The sequence below is a fragment of the Streptomyces sp. NPDC101181 genome (genome assembly GCF_044767975.1).
Lineage (GTDB): Bacteria > Actinomycetota > Actinomycetes > Streptomycetales > Streptomycetaceae > Streptomyces.
The window spans coordinates 529,789-544,966 of sequence record NZ_JBIWOX010000001.1 but is presented as its reverse complement, the minus strand read 5'-3'; the positions used below and the strand labels follow the sequence as shown (position 1 = coordinate 544,966).

General features: G+C 70.2%; 14 protein-coding genes. 8 read left to right on the top strand and 6 right to left on the bottom strand.

The window, feature by feature from the left end; all coding sequences use genetic code 11:
* Positions 1-252 precede the first annotated feature (252 nt).
* From ACIRRU_RS02300 to ACIRRU_RS02285, 4 genes are all read left to right on the top strand, one after another.
* Positions 253-1,551, top strand: a complete 1,299-nt coding sequence (locus ACIRRU_RS02300) for a sugar ABC transporter substrate-binding protein (protein WP_363200930.1) — start codon at positions 253-255, stop codon at positions 1,549-1,551.
* A 117-nt stretch (positions 1,552-1,668) separates the two neighbouring features.
* The gene (locus tag ACIRRU_RS02295; RefSeq protein WP_363200929.1) at positions 1,669-2,679 is read left to right on the top strand and encodes a sugar ABC transporter permease; all 1,011 of its coding nucleotides are present in this window, start codon (positions 1,669-1,671) and stop codon (positions 2,677-2,679) included.
* A complete protein-coding gene (locus ACIRRU_RS02290; RefSeq protein WP_363200928.1) occupies positions 2,676-3,536 on the top strand; it encodes a carbohydrate ABC transporter permease in 861 nt (286 codons plus the stop codon). The genes ACIRRU_RS02295 and ACIRRU_RS02290 overlap by 4 nt, the downstream gene beginning before the upstream one ends.
* A gap of 6 nt (positions 3,537-3,542) precedes the next feature.
* Positions 3,543-5,072 carry a glycoside hydrolase family 3 protein gene (locus tag ACIRRU_RS02285; RefSeq protein WP_403675083.1) on the top strand — a complete coding sequence of 510 codons (1,530 nt, stop codon included), beginning with the start codon at positions 3,543-3,545 and terminating at the stop codon, positions 5,070-5,072.
* Positions 5,073-5,160: 88 nt separating this feature from the next.
* Here the strand turns inward: ACIRRU_RS02285 and nagB are convergent, their stop codons facing one another.
* Positions 5,161-5,946: a glucosamine-6-phosphate deaminase gene (gene nagB / locus ACIRRU_RS02280; protein ID WP_403675080.1), complete on the bottom strand. Its 786-nt coding sequence runs from the start codon at positions 5,944-5,946 to the stop codon at positions 5,161-5,163.
* 207 nt (positions 5,947-6,153) lie between these two features.
* On the opposite strand from nagB, the gene ACIRRU_RS02275 reads away from it, so the two are divergent.
* Positions 6,154-7,236 (top strand): SIS domain-containing protein, encoded by a 1,083-nt coding sequence (locus tag ACIRRU_RS02275; protein ID WP_403675078.1) that lies wholly within the window; start codon positions 6,154-6,156, stop codon positions 7,234-7,236.
* Positions 7,237-7,831: 595 nt separating this feature from the next.
* Positions 7,832-9,298 carry a sensor histidine kinase gene (locus ACIRRU_RS02270; RefSeq protein ID WP_403675605.1) on the top strand — a complete coding sequence of 489 codons (1,467 nt, stop codon included), beginning with the start codon at positions 7,832-7,834 and terminating at the stop codon, positions 9,296-9,298.
* 180 nt (positions 9,299-9,478) lie between these two features.
* On the opposite strand, the gene ACIRRU_RS02265 is transcribed toward ACIRRU_RS02270, so the two are convergent.
* Positions 9,479-9,736: a WhiB family transcriptional regulator gene (locus tag ACIRRU_RS02265; RefSeq protein ID WP_003953983.1), complete on the bottom strand. Its 258-nt coding sequence runs from the start codon at positions 9,734-9,736 to the stop codon at positions 9,479-9,481.
* Between the two features lie 319 nt (positions 9,737-10,055).
* Positions 10,056-11,024: a diacylglycerol/lipid kinase family protein gene (locus ACIRRU_RS02260; protein ID WP_403675075.1), complete on the bottom strand. Its 969-nt coding sequence runs from the start codon at positions 11,022-11,024 to the stop codon at positions 10,056-10,058.
* A 151-nt stretch (positions 11,025-11,175) separates the two neighbouring features.
* On the opposite strand from ACIRRU_RS02260, the gene ACIRRU_RS02255 reads away from it, so the two are divergent.
* Positions 11,176-11,625 (top strand): hypothetical protein, encoded by a 450-nt coding sequence (locus tag ACIRRU_RS02255; protein ID WP_403675072.1) that lies wholly within the window; start codon positions 11,176-11,178, stop codon positions 11,623-11,625.
* A gap of 24 nt (positions 11,626-11,649) precedes the next feature.
* Here ACIRRU_RS02255 and ACIRRU_RS02250 read toward each other — a convergent pair whose 3' ends face one another.
* The 3 genes from ACIRRU_RS02250 to ACIRRU_RS02240 all read right to left on the bottom strand — a co-directional run bounded on the left by ACIRRU_RS02250 (position 11,650) and on the right by ACIRRU_RS02240 (position 13,508).
* The gene (locus tag ACIRRU_RS02250; RefSeq protein ID WP_363200921.1) at positions 11,650-12,579 is read right to left on the bottom strand and encodes an RNA polymerase sigma factor SigF; all 930 of its coding nucleotides are present in this window, start codon (positions 12,577-12,579) and stop codon (positions 11,650-11,652) included.
* A 23-nt stretch (positions 12,580-12,602) separates the two neighbouring features.
* Entirely contained in the window at positions 12,603-13,016 is a 414-nt protein-coding gene (locus tag ACIRRU_RS02245; protein ID WP_003966375.1) for an anti-sigma regulatory factor, read from the bottom strand.
* Between the two features lie 231 nt (positions 13,017-13,247).
* Positions 13,248-13,508: a UBP-type zinc finger domain-containing protein gene (locus ACIRRU_RS02240; protein WP_363200919.1), complete on the bottom strand. Its 261-nt coding sequence runs from the start codon at positions 13,506-13,508 to the stop codon at positions 13,248-13,250.
* A 46-nt stretch (positions 13,509-13,554) separates the two neighbouring features.
* Here ACIRRU_RS02240 and ACIRRU_RS02235 point away from each other — a divergent pair, with 46 nt between their 5' ends.
* The gene (locus ACIRRU_RS02235) at positions 13,555-15,156 is read left to right on the top strand and encodes a Na+/H+ antiporter (RefSeq protein WP_403675068.1); all 1,602 of its coding nucleotides are present in this window, start codon (positions 13,555-13,557) and stop codon (positions 15,154-15,156) included.
* Positions 15,157-15,178: the final 22 nt, after the last annotated feature.

The following is a 15,178-nucleotide window of genomic DNA, read 5'->3' as shown; positions in this document are numbered from 1 at the left end:
GCCGTCACCGGCTCCTCCGTCTGTAGCGGCTCACATGGTGGCACGGTCCGGTCACGGGTCCTTGCCCTCCCTCAGGTGTCGGTCCGATAACGGACGCGAGTGCACTTCTTATACACCCTTGACACCCCTAAAGGTCTAGGCCAAGCTCCCGGGTACTGGTCTAAACCATTAAAGACCAGGTCCAGCCCCAGCAGAACTCGTCGAATGTCTTCGCGGTGGGTGGGGTTGCAGCATCCCTGAGGAGGGTTTGACGTGAAGCGCAAGCTCATCGCGGCGATCGGTGTCGCGGGCATGTTGGTTTCGGTCGCGGCGTGTGGCTCCGACGACAAAGCATCGTCGCAGGACCCCAAGGACCGCAAGGAGACCCTGACCGTCTGGCTGATGGGCGAGGCTCAGTCCACGTGGCCGGAGCTGGTCAAGGGCGTCAACACCGAGTTCAACAAGAAGTACCCCGGGGTGACGGTCAAGGTCCAGTACCAGCAGTGGGCCGACAAGATCAAGAAGCTGGACACCTCCCTCGGCGGCGACAAGTTCCCGGATGTCGTCGAACTCGGCAACACCGAGACCATGCAGTACATCCTCAACGGTGCGCTCGGCGAGATCGACACCAAGAAGTACGAGAACTCGGACACCTGGATCAAGGGCCTCAAGGACACCTGCTCCTACGAGGGCAAGACCTACTGCGTCCCCTACTACGCCAGCGCCCGCGTGGCCATCTACAACAAGGACATGCTGAAGGCCGGCACCGGTAAGGACGTCCTGCCGGAGACCGAGGACGAGTTCCTCTCGGCGATGGACAAGGTCTACGCCGAGCAGAGCAAGAAGGACAAGCGCACCTCCTCCCTCTACTACCCGGGCCGTTACTGGTACTCGGCGATGTCCTACGTCACCGCCTTCGGCGGCGAGATAGCCACCTACGACGAGGGCTCCAAGGAGTGGAAGGGCGCGCTCTCCACCCCGGAGGCGCAGCAGGGCATCACGCACTTCGTGGACCTGGTCAAGAAGTTCAACAAGGCCGACCAGACGAAGGACGAGCAGGACCACGCCAACGTCATGGCCAACGAGAAGGCCGCGGTCATCTACGGCCAGGCGTGGGAGGCCGGCAGCGTCACCGAGGGCCAGAACGGCAACAAGGAGCTGACCGGCAAGATCGCCACGGCCGGTATGCCCGGCCCGAACGGCAAGGCGCTCCCGTCCTTCATCGGCGGCTCGGACCTGGCGACCATCTCCAAGTCGAAGGTCCAGGACCTCGGTGAGGACTGGATCTCCATCTTCACCAACGCCAAGAACATGGAAGCTCTCGCGGCGAAGAACATCCTGCCGAACAACGAGAAGCAGCTGGAGCCGCTGAAGACCAAGCCGGAGACCGCGGCCATCGCCAACGCCGTGCCGGACGCCTGGTTCACGCCGATCGCTCCGGGCTGGGCCTCCATCGAGAAGGAGGAGATCCTGGAGAACATGCTCCTGGCGATCCTCAAGGGCGGCTCCGTCGCCGACGCCACCAAGAAGGCGGACGACGAGATCAACGCTCTGATCAACAAGCAGTCCTGACCTTCTAGGTCGCCAGGACGGGGGGCCGGCAACTCTGTCGGTCCCCTGCTCCGTTCCCGTAAGTGCACGCCGTGAATTCCGGGGTCCGCCCCGGACCCGCGATGGAAGGTCAGCCACGTGTCTGCCGCTGATACCAAGGCCGTCGGGCCTCCGGTCCCTCTGCCCCCCGACCCGCAGCCGAACGGGATGGCGTCGTCCACCGACGGCGGCAGACCCCGTGGACCGAAGAGAAAGCGGAAGAAGGGCGAACTCCTCCCCTATCTGCTGATCCTGCCGGCGATCCTCGCGATCGCCGCTGTCTACCTCTACCCGCTCGGCAAGACGGTAGTCATGTCCTTCCAGGACATGGGCCGCCGCGAGCTGTGGACCGGGGATCCCGCCCCCTGGGTCGGCTTCGAACAGTTCACCAACATCCTCGGGGACTCCGAGTTCTGGTGGGTCACCTTCCGCACGGTCGCCTTCATGGCGATCTGCGTGGTGCTCACCATGGGCATCGGCCTGCTGGTCGCCCTGCTGATGCGCCGCCTGTCCAACTGGGTCCGGCTGGTGCTGACCGTCGCGCTGATCGCCGCCTGGTCGATGCCGCTGATGGTCGCCGCCTCGATCTTCCGGTTCATGGCCGACTCCGACTACGGCCTGATCAACACGCTGATAGCCAAGGTCGTCGGCGAGGACTGGCTCGGCCACAACTGGTACCTCAACCCCGTGCAGGGCTTCGGCATCATCACCCTGCTCGTCGTCTGGGGCGCCATCCCGTTCGTGGTCGTCACCCTCTACGCCGCCCTCACCCAGGTCCCCCAGGAACTGGAGGAGGCCGCCTCCCTGGACGGGGCCACCGGCTACGGCGTGTACAAGTACGTCACCTGGCCGGTCATCAAGCCGGTCTTCACCATGGTCGCCACCCTCTCGGTGATCTGGGACTTCAACGTCTTCGGCCAGATCTGGCTGCTGCGCGGCAACAAGCCCGAGCCGGAGTACGAGACCCTCGGCCTCTACTCCTACTCGAAGGCGTTCGAGTCCACCTCCTTCAGCCAGGGCACCGCGATCGCCCTGATCACGGTCGTGCTGCTGTCCGGCGTCGCCGTGTACTACCTGCGCCAGCTCATGAAGACGGGAGAAGTCGAATGAGCAGCACGACCCAGACAGCCGCCCTGCGCCCCGACCGCAAGAAGAGCCGTCTCCACCTGGACATCCTCGGCCTGGTCATCGCCGCGGTCATGGTCTTCCCGGTCTACTGGCTCGTCATCAGCGCGCTGCGGCCCAACCGGGAGATCCGCAGCTACGACCAGACGCTCTGGCCCACGTCGATCACCTTCGACAACTTCGTCCGGGCCACCGAGCAGCCGAACTTCACCACCGCCATCCAGTCCAGCCTGATCGTCGCGGTCACCGCGGTGGTCGGCGGCATGATCATCGCGACGCTGGCGGCCCTGGCGATCGGACGGTTCCGGTTCTTCGGCCGCAAGGCCCTCATCCTGACCATGATCCTGGTCCAGATGCTCCCGCCGACGGCGATGCTCATCCCCATCTACGCCCAGCTGAACGCGATGGGCGGGGTCGACGAGTACTGGGGCCTGATCGTCGTCTACCTGGTCTCCACGCTCCCCTTCGCCACCATCATGATCCGCGGCTTCGTGGTCAACATCCCGGTGGAGCTGGAGGAGTCCGCGATGGTCGACGGCTGCACCCGGTTCGGCGCCTTCCGCCGGGTGATCTTCCCGCTGCTCGCCCCCGGGCTGGCCGCGGCGTCGATCTTCGCCCTGGTCAACGCGTGGAACGAGTACCTCTTCGCGTACATCCTGATCAACGACAACTCCAAGTACACGCTCAACGTGTGGCTGATGACGTTCACGACCGAGCGTGGCACGGACTACGGCGCCCTCATGGCGGCCTCGACGATGATCGCCATCCCCGTCGTCATCTTCTTCATGATCATCCAGAAGAAGATGGCCACGGGTCTCACCTCCGGCGCAGTGAAGGGATAGCGCGTCATGACCACTTCCGTATCCAGCACCGACACCCTCACGCGGGACGCGCTCGCGGTGCTCCAGCCGGGCTTCACCGGCACCACCGCCCCCGACTGGCTGCTGCGCCGCGTCGGCGAGGGCCTCGGCGCGGTCGGCGTCTTCGGCCGCAACGTCCGCACGCCCGAGCAGCTGACCGCCCTCACCCGGCAGTTGCGTGCCGAGCGCGAGGACCTGCTCGTCGCCATCGACGAGGAGAGCGGGGACGTGACCCGCCTGGAGGTCGTCCACGGCTCCTCGTTCCCCGGCAACTACGCCCTCGGCTCGGTGGACGACGTCCACCTCACCCGGGCCGTCGCCCAGGAGCTGGGCCGCCGGCTCGCCGAGTGCGGCGTCGACCTGAACTGGGCGCCCTCCGCCGACGTCAACGCCAACGCGAGCAACCCGGTCATCGGCGTCCGCTCCTTCGGCGCCGACCCCCGCCTGGTCGCCCGGCACACCGCCGCGTACGTCGAGGGCCTCCAGGCCTCCGGCGTCGCCGCCTGCACCAAGCACTTCCCCGGGCACGGGGACACCGCGGTCGACTCGCACCACGCGATCCCCCGGATCGACGTGGACCTGGACACCTTCCACGCCCGTGAACTGGTGCCCTTCCGCGCGGCCATCGCCGCGGGTTCCCAATCGGTGATGAGCGCGCATATTCTTCTTCCCGCACTCGACCCGGACCGTCCGGGCACCGTCAGCCCGACGATCCTCACGGGTCTGCTGCGCGAGGAGATGGGCTACGAGGGCCTGATCGTCACCGACGGCATCGAGATGGAGGCCATCTCCAAGACCTACGGCCTGGAGCAGGGAACCGTCCTCGCGATCGCCGCGGGCTGCGACGCCATCTGCGTCGGCGGCGGTCTGTGCGACGAGGAGCCGGTGCTGCGGCTCCGCGACGCCCTCGTCGGAGCCGTACGCAGCGGGGAACTGCCCGAGGAGCGGCTCGCGGACGCGGCCGCCCGTGTACGGGCCCTCACGTCCTGGACGCGGAGGGCCCGGGGGGTTGTCCCGGAGCCGGGCGCGGAAGTGCAGGAGGGGACCGCGCCCGGCACCGGAGTCAGCTCCGACATCGGCCTGGTGGCCGCCCGCCGCGCGGTCCGGGTCACCGGCTCCGGCGACCGGCTGACCGAGGCGGCGTACGTGGCGACGTTCAACCCGGTGGCGAACATCGCGGTCGGCGGCGAGACCCCGTGGGGGATCGCGGCGGGCCTGGCGGCGCTGCTGCCCGGCACCGAGGCGGACACCTTCACCGCCGAGAGCGACGACGCGGCGGCCGCGGCCCTGGCGGCGGCGGGGGAGCGGCGCATCGTGGCCGTCGTCCGCGACGAGCACCGGCACGCCTGGATGCGCCAGGCGCTCGACGCCCTTCTGGTGGCGCGCCCGGACACGATCGTCGTGGAGATGGGCCTGCCGCAGTCGGAGCCCAGGGGTGCGCTGTACGCGGCCACCCACGGCGCGGCCCGCGTCTGCGGGGAGGCCGCCGTGGAGGCGATCACCGACGTGAAGTCCTGACCGGCACCAGCACGCCGAAGGGCCGTTACGACGGCGAGGGGCCGGGACACCATCGGGTGTCCCGGCCCCTCGCCGTGCGGGGCGGGCCCTACAGCCCCTGCCAGGCCGGCTTCGCCGCGTAGGTGGCGCGGAAGTAGTCCGCCAGCTTCAGCTTGGACGCCGCCGCCTCGTCGACCACCACCGTCGCGTGGGGGTGCAGCTGGAGCGCGGAGGCGGGCACGATCGAGGCGACCGGCCCCTCCACGGTCTGGGCGACGGCCTCCGCCTTGCCCTCGCCGGTGGCCAGCAGCACCGGGTGCCGGGCGTCCAGGATCGTCCCGATGCCCTGAGTGATCACATGGTGCGGCACCTGGTCGATGTCGTCGTCGAAGAACCGCGCGTTGTCCACCCGGGTCTGCTCCGTCAGCGTCTTGATCCGGGTGCGCGAGGCGAGCGAGGAGCAGGGCTCGTTGAAGCCTATGTGCCCGTCGGTGCCGATCCCCAGCAGCTGGAGGTCGACTCCGCCCGCCTCCGCCAGCGCCCGGTCGTACGCCTCGCAGGCCGCCTGGACGTCCTCGGCCGCGCCGTCGGGGCCCATGAAGGAGGCCTCGGACAGCCCGAGCGGCTCGACGACCTCGCGCAGCACCACGGAGCGGTAGGACTCCGGGTGGCCCGGGGGCAGCCCGACGTACTCGTCGAGCTGGCAGATCCGGGCGCGCGAGGCGTCCACCGTTCCGGCGGTGACCTTCGCGGCCAGCGCGCGGTAGACGGGCAGCGGGGTCGAGCCGGTGGCGACACCGAGCAGGGCGTCGGGCTTGCGGCCGAGCAGAGCCGCGATGGCCTCCGCGATCAGTTCGCCGCCCGCCGTGGCGTCCGGGACGATGACAACTTCCACGCTGTGCCTGCCGATCTGACTAGGAGAGGATGTGGTATAGACCAATCAGCCTCCAACTTAGCAGAACCGGACAGCCGTACGGTGAACAGTCCGTACATCGGCGGCCCCCTTCCCCGCCCGCCCCGGCCCGCTGGCGGCCCGCGGAATTGCCTGGTCGACTTGTCCGGTACGGCGACACCGCAGCCGACACCGCAGAAAGGCCCCCACATGTCCGTGTCTCCTCCGGCCGGCCGGAGCGGCCAGGGCGACGAGCCCGGCCGCATCATGTCCGGCGAGATGGCCGAACAGCCCGCCATGCTGCGCCGCATCCTCGAACAGGGCGCGCCCCGCATCCGCGAGGTCGCGGCCGACATCGCCGCCCGGCGGCCCCGGTTCGTGCTGCTCACCGCGCGGGGCACGTCCGATAACGCGGCGCTGTACGCGAAGTACCTGCTGGAGATCCGGCTCGGGCTGCCCTGCGGACTGGCCTCGATGTCCACCACCACGGCCTACGGGGCCACGCCCGATCTGCGGGACGTCCTGGTGATCACGGTGAGCCAGTCCGGAGGCTCGCCGGACCTGGTGGCCTCCACGCGGGCCGCCCGGGAGGCGGGGGCGATCACCCTCGCCGTCACCAACAACCCGGACTCCGCGCTCGCCGCCGTCTCCGAGTACCACATCGACATCCTGGCGGGCCCGGAGAAGGCGCTCCCCGCCACCAAGACCTACACCGCGTCCCTGCTCTCCCTCTACCTCTTCGTGCGGGGCCTCGGCGGCGAGGACGGGACGCGGGACGCGGCGGGCCTGCCCGACCTCGCGGGCGCGATCCTGGGCCGCCGCGCCGAGATCAAGGCGCTGGCCGCCCGCTACCGCTTCGCCGAACGCATGGTGATCACCTCGCGCGGCTACGGCTACCCCACGGCCAAGGAGGCGGCCCTGAAGCTGATGGAGACCAGCTACATCCCCGCCCTCTCCTACTCCGGCGCGGATCTGCTGCACGGCCCGCTGGCCATGGTGGACAACATCTCCCCGGTCATCGCCGTGGTCACCGACGGCTGGGGCGGCGAGGCCCTCCAGCCGGTGCTGGACCGGCTGCGCGGACGCGGTGCGGATCTCTTCGTGGTCGGGCCCCGCACCCAGGTCGAAGCGGCGTCCGCGGGCTTCTCGCTGCCCACGGCCGGGGTACCGGAGGAGGTGCAGCCGATCCTGGAGATCCTGCCGCTCCAGATGCTGGCGTACGAGGTGACGATCGCCCGCGGCCAGGACCCGGACGCGCCCCGCGCCCTGGCCAAGGTCACCGAGACCCGCTGAGAGACGGGAGCCGGGATGCGGGAGGGCCCGGCCGGGGGAGCGGGCGGCGGGGACCGCGGGCAGCAGGGGGGGGCGCGGCCCCGGAAACACTCGCGGGCCGCGGCGCCGGAGCGGGACCCTCAGCCCGCCCGGCGCCGCAGCCCGGAGCTGTGGGCCTGCCTTTCGGACCAGGCCGGGCTCGCATGCCCCGGCCCGCACCTCCGCGGCGTCGGCCGGACTCCGACGCTTCGCGTCGGTTTCCTCCTCCGCCGTGCGGCTGCACGGCCCGGACCCCGCTCACTGATCCGGCCTGTTCCAAAAGGCAGGCCCGCCTGGCCGGCGGTGTGCGGTGCCTCCGGCCACGAGAGGCACCGGCGCGGTCAGGGCAGAGAGCGCCGGGTGCCTCGGTCCGTCCTCCTGTGCGGGGAGAACGGAGGTCTGCTGCCCTCATTGTGGACTAGACCAATTGCCCGTGTCCATCCATGTGCACGACATTCTCCGGCCCTGCTCCACGCCTGCCCCTCCCGCTCCACCGCACACCCCCGCGCGCGGCTGGACGGGCCCGAGCGGTTCGAACGCCCGCGGTGACCCCGGGTACGCTCCAACCGTGCCCTCCATGAACGACCTCGTCCACCAGCACACCGCTCTGAGCGACTCCGACCTGGAGTGGCTCCATCTGCTGGTCTCGGAGTGGCAGCTGCTCTCCGACCTCTCCTTCGCCGACCTCGTGCTGTGGGTCCCCACCCGGGACGGCTCGCGGTACGTCTCCGTCGCGCAGATGCGGCCCAACACCGGCCCCACCTCCTACCAGGACGACATGGTCGGTCACCTGGTGCCGCGCGGCCGCCGCCCCCTGCTGGACGCGGCCCTGGACGAGGGCCGGATCGTGCGCGAGGGCGACCCGGAGTGGCGCGAGGAGGTGCCCGTCCGGGTCGAGTCCATCCCCGTACGGCGGGAGAGCCGGGTGCTCGGCGTCATCGCCCGCAACACCAACCTGCTCACCGTGCGCACCCCCTCCCGGCTGGAGCTCACCTACCTCCAGTCCGCCTCCGACCTGGCCCAGATGATCGCCGCGGGGGCCTTCCCCTTCCCCGGCCAGCAGGTCGACATGGACGCCTCGCCGCGGGTGGGCGACGGGCTGATCCGGCTGGACGCCGACGGAATCGTCCAGTACGCCAGCCCCAACGGCCTCTCCGCCTACCACCGTCTGGGCCTCGCCTCCGACCTGGTCGGCCACCACCTCGGCACCGTCACCGCCGAACTGGCGCCCTCCCGGGGGCCGGTGGACGAGGCGCTGGTCAAGGTCGCCAGCGGCTACGCGCCCCGCGAGTTCGAGGTCGAGTGCGCGGGCGGGGTCATCCAGCTGCGCGCCATCCCGCTCAAGCCCAAGGGCCCGCGCATCGGCTCGCTGGTCCTGCTCCGGGACGTCACCGAACTGCGCCGCCGCGAACGCGAGTTGATCACCAAGGACGCGACCATCCGGGAGATCCACCACCGGGTGAAGAACAACCTCCAGACGGTGGCCGCCCTGTTGCGCCTCCAGGCCCGCCGGATGGACTCCGAGCAGGGCCGCGAGGCGCTCAACGAGGCGGTCCGGCGGGTCGGTTCGATCGCCATCGTCCATGAGACGCTCTCCCAGAACCTGGACGAGCGCGTCGAGTTCGACGAGATCGCCGACCGGGTCATTGCGATGGTCTCCGAGATCTCCCCGGGCAGGGTGACCTGCCGGCGCACCGGCCGCTTCGGCATCCTGGACGCCGAGGTCGCGACCCCGCTGTCCATGGTCCTCACCGAAGTGCTCCAGAACGCCCTGGAGCACGCGTTCGCCCTGGCCGACCACGGCACGGTCGAGGTCTCCGCCGTGCGCGGCGGATCGCCCACCGAGGGGCGGCTGCTGATCACCGTCACCGACGACGGGCGCGGGCTGCCCGCGGGGTTCGACCCGCAGCGGGCCGGAAATCTCGGCCTCCAGATCGTACGGACCCTGGTGGAGGGGGAGTTGGGCGGCGTCTTCGGCATGGTCCCGGCCCCCGGGCGCGGCACCCAGGTGGTGCTGGACCTCCCGGTCCCGGGCGCCAAGTAACGCCTGCCGGCGAACCCGCCGCACACAGCGGAGCGGGCCCGGACCGTGGTGACGGTCCGGGCCCGCTCCGTGGTGCTCACGATGCGATGCGCTCCGGGGTACTGCGCGCTGCGACTCGAAGGCGGGGCTGTGCGTACGCTCTGTACGCGCCGCCGGGCTGGGGCTCGGTGCGGGGGGCGCTCAGGCGCTGGCGTTACGCGCCCGGTTGCGAGCGGCACGGCGCTTCATCGCGCGGCGCTCGTCCTCGCTGAGGCCACCCCAGACGCCGGAGTCCTGGCCGGACTCCAGCGCCCACTGCAAGCACTGCTCCATGACGGGGCAGCGGCGGCAGACAGCCTTGGCTTCCTCGATCTGCAGCAGCGCGGGACCGGTGTTGCCGATGGGGAAGAACAGCTCGGGGTCTTCCTCACGACAAACGGCGTTGTGACGCCAGTCCATGGCTGCTACCTCTCCTTGGTATGACACGCTTGTTGCTTGTGAATGTGAACGCTTTCACGAATCCCCCCACAGATGACGGGCCGACCCCCAGGAGAACTGGGCGTGGTCTGTGCAGTGAGGAGGGGTTCTGGCTCTCAGTGGAGGCCGGTGTTGCGGGCCGTCCCGATCGCCATGAAGAGATTCCCAAACCTCAGCGACGGATACAACCCCTTCTGGAAAGTTTTTTTTGATTCCTCGGTGTCGACTAGGTCACAGGCGCACTTCTTAGGGGTGGGACCCAGTCCAAACGTTCGAGTTAAAGGACTTTCGACCCTTCCACTCACACAATCACACGCAGTGCACGGCGTACGCCTGTGAACGTCACGCTCGTACGCAGTCCCAAGTGGTCGCCGTCCATCTGGAAGGGCAGTGGAACCTTTGAATGCAAGGTGAAGTCGGTGAGGTCATGCCGTGAAACAGCGTGCTTACCGTGCGGCCCTCTCTCGGGACTCGACGTGAGCAACTGGGTGCCGTAACGAGCCACCGCCGGGGTGGACAGCCGCTTCAGTCCCAGGATGTCCAGCGCGGTGTCGAAGGAGGCCTTCGGGGAGGCGTACACCGGACGATTCCCCAGGTAGGTCCAGGGGGCGGTGTTGCAGATTATGGAGAGCGCGAGGTCGGTGACCGGGTCCTGGCCGGGCACGTCGAGCGTGATCGTCCCCTGCCGCCGGTGGGCCTCGTTGAGGAATTGCCGCACCACCTGGCGTACGTACAGAGCGTGCGTCGAACGTTTGCCGCCCTCGCGTTTCTGTTCGACGCGGCCGACCACGCCCGCGTCGAATCCGAGACCGGCACAGAAAGTGAACCAGCGTTCGGGGACTGCCTCGTCCGCGGTACCCGGGGTTCCGGCCGCGAGTCCGAGCCCGACCGTGCGTTCGGTCTGTTTCTCCAGGGCGTCCAGAATCGCGCCGGTCGCCTCCACCGCGTCGTTCGGCAGCCCCAGCGCGCGGGCGAAGACATTCGTGGAACCGCCGGGGACCACCGCGAGTTTCGGCAGTCCCTCCGGATCGGGACCCCGGTGCAGCAGCCCGTTCACGACCTCGTTGACCGTGCCGTCGCCGCCGAGGGCGACCACCAGGTCGATGTCGTCACTGTCCGCGGCCCGCCGCCCCAGATCCCGCGCGTGGCCCCGGTACTCCGTGGTCACCGCGTCCAGCTTCATCTCGCTGGCCAGAGCGTGGATCAGTACGTCACGGGTGCGCGCACTGGTGGTGGTAGCAGCTGGGTTGACCACGAGGAGTGCGCGCATGTCAGCCAGCCTACCCAGCGCCGGGTCCGGCATCGCAGCCACGGTTCACCGCGCGACGGCCGGTGACGTGCTGTGACCGCCGTCGCCCGTCCACCCGCACCCGCGCACCCCGGCTTCACTTCGGGCCCCCGGAGATGCCAACCTGAAAGGCGTGAGCACCGAAGCGACCTCGTCCTCCCCCTCGCCCGCCGTGACGGAGCGCCCCCGCAGGATCACCCTTCTCGCCGGGATCAACGCCCTCGAAGGCGCCGCACTCGCCGTCGGCGGGATCTACCTGCTGGTGATGGGGCTGCTCGGCCGCCTCGAATCCGCCCTCCAGGCGGAGACGGCCGGGATCACCCTGGTCGCGCTGGGCGCCATCCCGCTGTTCGCCGCCCGCGGGCTGATGCTGCTGCGCGGCTGGAGCCGGGGCCCCGCGCTGATCACCCAGATCATGGCGCTGCCGGTGGCCTGGACGCTGCTGCGGTCGCAGGGCGCGCTGATCCCCGCGGGGATCGTCCTGGCGGTGGTCGCCGTGACCGGGCTGGTGCTCGTCCTGAACCCGGCGACCACCGAGGTGCTGGGCATCCGCCGCGGGCCGGCCAGGACCCCCGACGCCTGACCCCCGGGCCCGCCCGCGCCGGGACTACTCCTCGACGAGCAGCCGCTCGCGCAGCTGCGCCAGGGTGCGGGCCAGCAGCCGGGAGACGTGCATCTGCGAGATACCGACCTCCTGGGCGATCTGCGACTGGGTCATGTTCCCGAAGAACCGCAGCAGCAGGATGCGCTTCTCACGCGGAGGCAGATCCTCCAGGAGCGGCTTCAGCGACTCCCGGTACTCCACGCCCTCCAGCGCCTCGTCCTCCGAGCCCAGGGTGTCGGCGACCGCGGGGGACTCGTCGTCGGTGTCCGGCACGTCCAGCGACAGCGTGCTGTAGGCGTTGGCGGACTCCAGGCCCTCCAGCACCTCCTCCTCGGAGATGCCGAGCCGCTCGGCCAGCTCGTGGACGGTCGGCGAGCGGCCGTGCTGCTGGGACAGCTCGGCGGTGGCCGTGGTCAGCGACAGCCGCAGCTCCTGGAGTCGGCGCGGCACCCGCACCGCCCAGCCCTTGTCCCGGAAGTGGCGCTTGATCTCCCCGACCACCGTGGGGGTCGCGTACGTGGAGAACTCCACGCCCCGGTCCGGGTCGAAGCGGTCCACCGACTTGATCAGCCCGATCGTGGCCACCTGGGTCAGGTCGTCCAGCGGCTCACCGCGATTGCGGAAGCGCCGCGCCAGGTGCTCGACCAGCGGCAGATGCATCCGCACCAGCCGGTTGCGCAGCTCGGCCTTCTCCGCGGAGCCGTCGGGCAGCTCCCGCAACTCGACGAACAGGGCCCGCGCCCCGCTGCGGTCGTGTGGATCGTGGTGCCCGTGCTCGCTCATCTGGCCCGCCCGATCTGCCTGCGACTGCTGCTCCTCCGCGACGTTGAGCCTGTCGGGCCCGTCCGCTCCGTCCTCCGGATGCGGCCGGGCCTGCTGCTCCGGGACGCCCGCTGGGCGCACCACCCCGGGTCGGATCGTCTCGTCCCGCACAGGACCGTCCCCGTTCCCCTCGCTCACGCCGGCCCGGGGCCCGCGCCGCGCTGTTTGTAGAGGCTGATGCTGACCGTACGGTCGTCGGCGACCGTGGAGTCGACCTTGCCCGCCAGGGCGGAGAGCACCGTCCAGGCGAAGGTGTCGCGCTCCGGCGCCCGGCCGTCCGTGGTGGGGGCCGACACCGTCACTTCGAGGGAGTCGTCGACGAGCCGGAAGACGCAGCTGAGGACGGAGCCCGGCACGGCCTGCTGCAACAGGATCGCGCAGGCCTCGTCGACCGCGATACGAAGATCCTCGATCTCGTCGAGCGTGAAGTCCAAGCGCGCCGCGAGACCGGCCGTGGCCGTTCGCAGCACCGACAGGTAGGCACCCGCAGCGGGCAGCCGGACCTCTACGAAGTCCTGATTCCCGGGCTCGCCTGCGATCTGGGACACCCTCACCTCCAAGGTGGCACAAAGTCTTTCGAGGTTCCGGGAAGGGTGGCCCGGAGCCATACGGTCCGTCGACGGTTCTTGGCTTGGCGACGCTATCGGATCCATGATGCCGTGCGACGCGGACCCCAGTCCCCGACCGTCACTCATGGTAGGCATACATATACGCACAGTGGCTAGGGGTCTGCGGCCGCCAATTAAGAAGAACCAGCGCCGGATTGACGTACCCACACGTCAGACGATCGAACCGTCCTCGAAGCACCAGCGCCAGCTCTCGCCCGCCTCGAAGCTCCGCATGACGGGGTGACCGGTCGCCCGGTAGTGTCCGCTCGCGTGCCGCAGCGGCGACGAGTCACAGCACCCGACGTGCCCGCAGGTCAGACAGAGCCGCAGCTGCACGGGGTGGGTGCCCGCCGCCAGACACTCGGCGCAGGTCTCGCCGAGCGGCACGGGTTCGGGGCGTGGCAGATCCGCTACATGCGCGCACTCGCTCATGATGGGCAGGTTACGACGGATCCGGGGCCGACGAGAGGGCGCTGACATGGACGCGCTGGAGCTGGTGGCCCTGGTCGCGGTCAGTGCGGCCGTCGCCGGAGCCGCCCGCCGCACCCCCGTACCCGCCCCGCTGATCCTGGTCGCCGTGGGGCTCGCGGCCAGCTATCTGCCGGGTGTCCCGACGTACCACCTCGACGCGCACATCGTGCTCCCGCTGCTGCTCCCGCCGCTCCTCTACACGGCCGCGGTGGACAGCTCCTACCTGGACCTGCGGGCGAACATCCGGCCGGTCGCCCTGCTCTCGGTCGGCTACACCCTCTTCGCGACGGTCGCGGTGGGCTGGCTGGCCTACCGGATCATCCCGGACCTCCCGCTCACCGCGGCGCTGGTCCTCGGTGCCGTCGTCGCGCCGCCGGACGCCGTCACCGCCGCCGCGATCGCCCGCCGGGTGGGGCTGCCCGCCCGGGTCACCACGATCCTCCAGGGCGAGTCCCTGGTGAACGACGCCACCGCGATCACCGCGTTCCGGGTGGTACTGGCCGCGGCGGTGGGGGAGGGGGTGAGCTGGGCCGCCGGGATCGGCGAGTTCCTGCTCGCCTCGGTCGGCGGGGTGGCCGTCGGGCTGCTGCTCATGGTGCCGCTGCACTGGCTGCGCACCCACCTCAAGGAGGCCCTCCTCCAGAACACGCTGTCCCTCCTGATCCCCTTCGTGGCCTACGCGGCGGCCGAACGGGTGCACGCCTCCGGCGTCCTCGCCGTGGTCGTCGTCGCCCTCTACCTGGGCCACCGCTCCTGGCAGGTCGACTTCGCCACCCGCCTCCAGGAGGCGGCCGTGTGGAAGATGGTCGCCTTCGTCCTGGAGTCGGCGGTGTTCGCCCTCATCGGGCTCCAGCTGCCCTTCGTCCTGAAGGGACTCGACACGTTCGGGGTGGGGGAGGCGCTCGGGTACGCGGTCGTCGTCTTCCTGGCCGTCGTCGCCGTCCGCTTCGTCTGGGTCTACCCGGCCACCTACCTGCCCCGGTGGCTCTCCCGCCGGGTGCGGGAGCGGGAGCCCGGCACGGACTGGACCGCGCCGCTGATCGTGGGCTGGGCCGGGATGCGCGGGGTCGTCTCCCTGGCCGTGGCCTTCTCGATCCCCCTGGTCACGCACGACGGCGCACCGTTCCCGGCCCGCAACCTCGTGCTGTTCCTGACCTTCACCACCGTCATCGCCACCCTGGTCATCCAGGGCCTCACCCTGCCCGTCCTGGTCCGCGCCCTGAAGCTCCCGGGGCGCGACCCGCAGAAGGAGACCCTGATCGAGGCGCAGGCCCAGAGCGAGGCGTCCACGGCCGCCGAGGCCCGGCTGGACGCACTCCTCGCCGACCCCCGCAACAGCCTGCCGCCACCGCTCGCCGACCGGCTGCGCACCGTCCTGGAACGCCGCCGCAACGCCGTGTGGGAGCGCCTGGGGGCCGCCCACCCGGTCACCGGGGAATCGGCGGACGACACCTACCGGCGGCTGTCGCGCGCGATGATCGAGGCCGAGCGGGAGGTCTTCGTCCGGCTCCGCGACCAGCGGCGGATCGACGACGAGATGCTGCGCACGCTCCTGCGGCGACTGGACCTGGAGGAGGCGGCTGCCTACCGGGAGACCGACGAGACGTGACACCCCCTACGGGGTGTGGGAT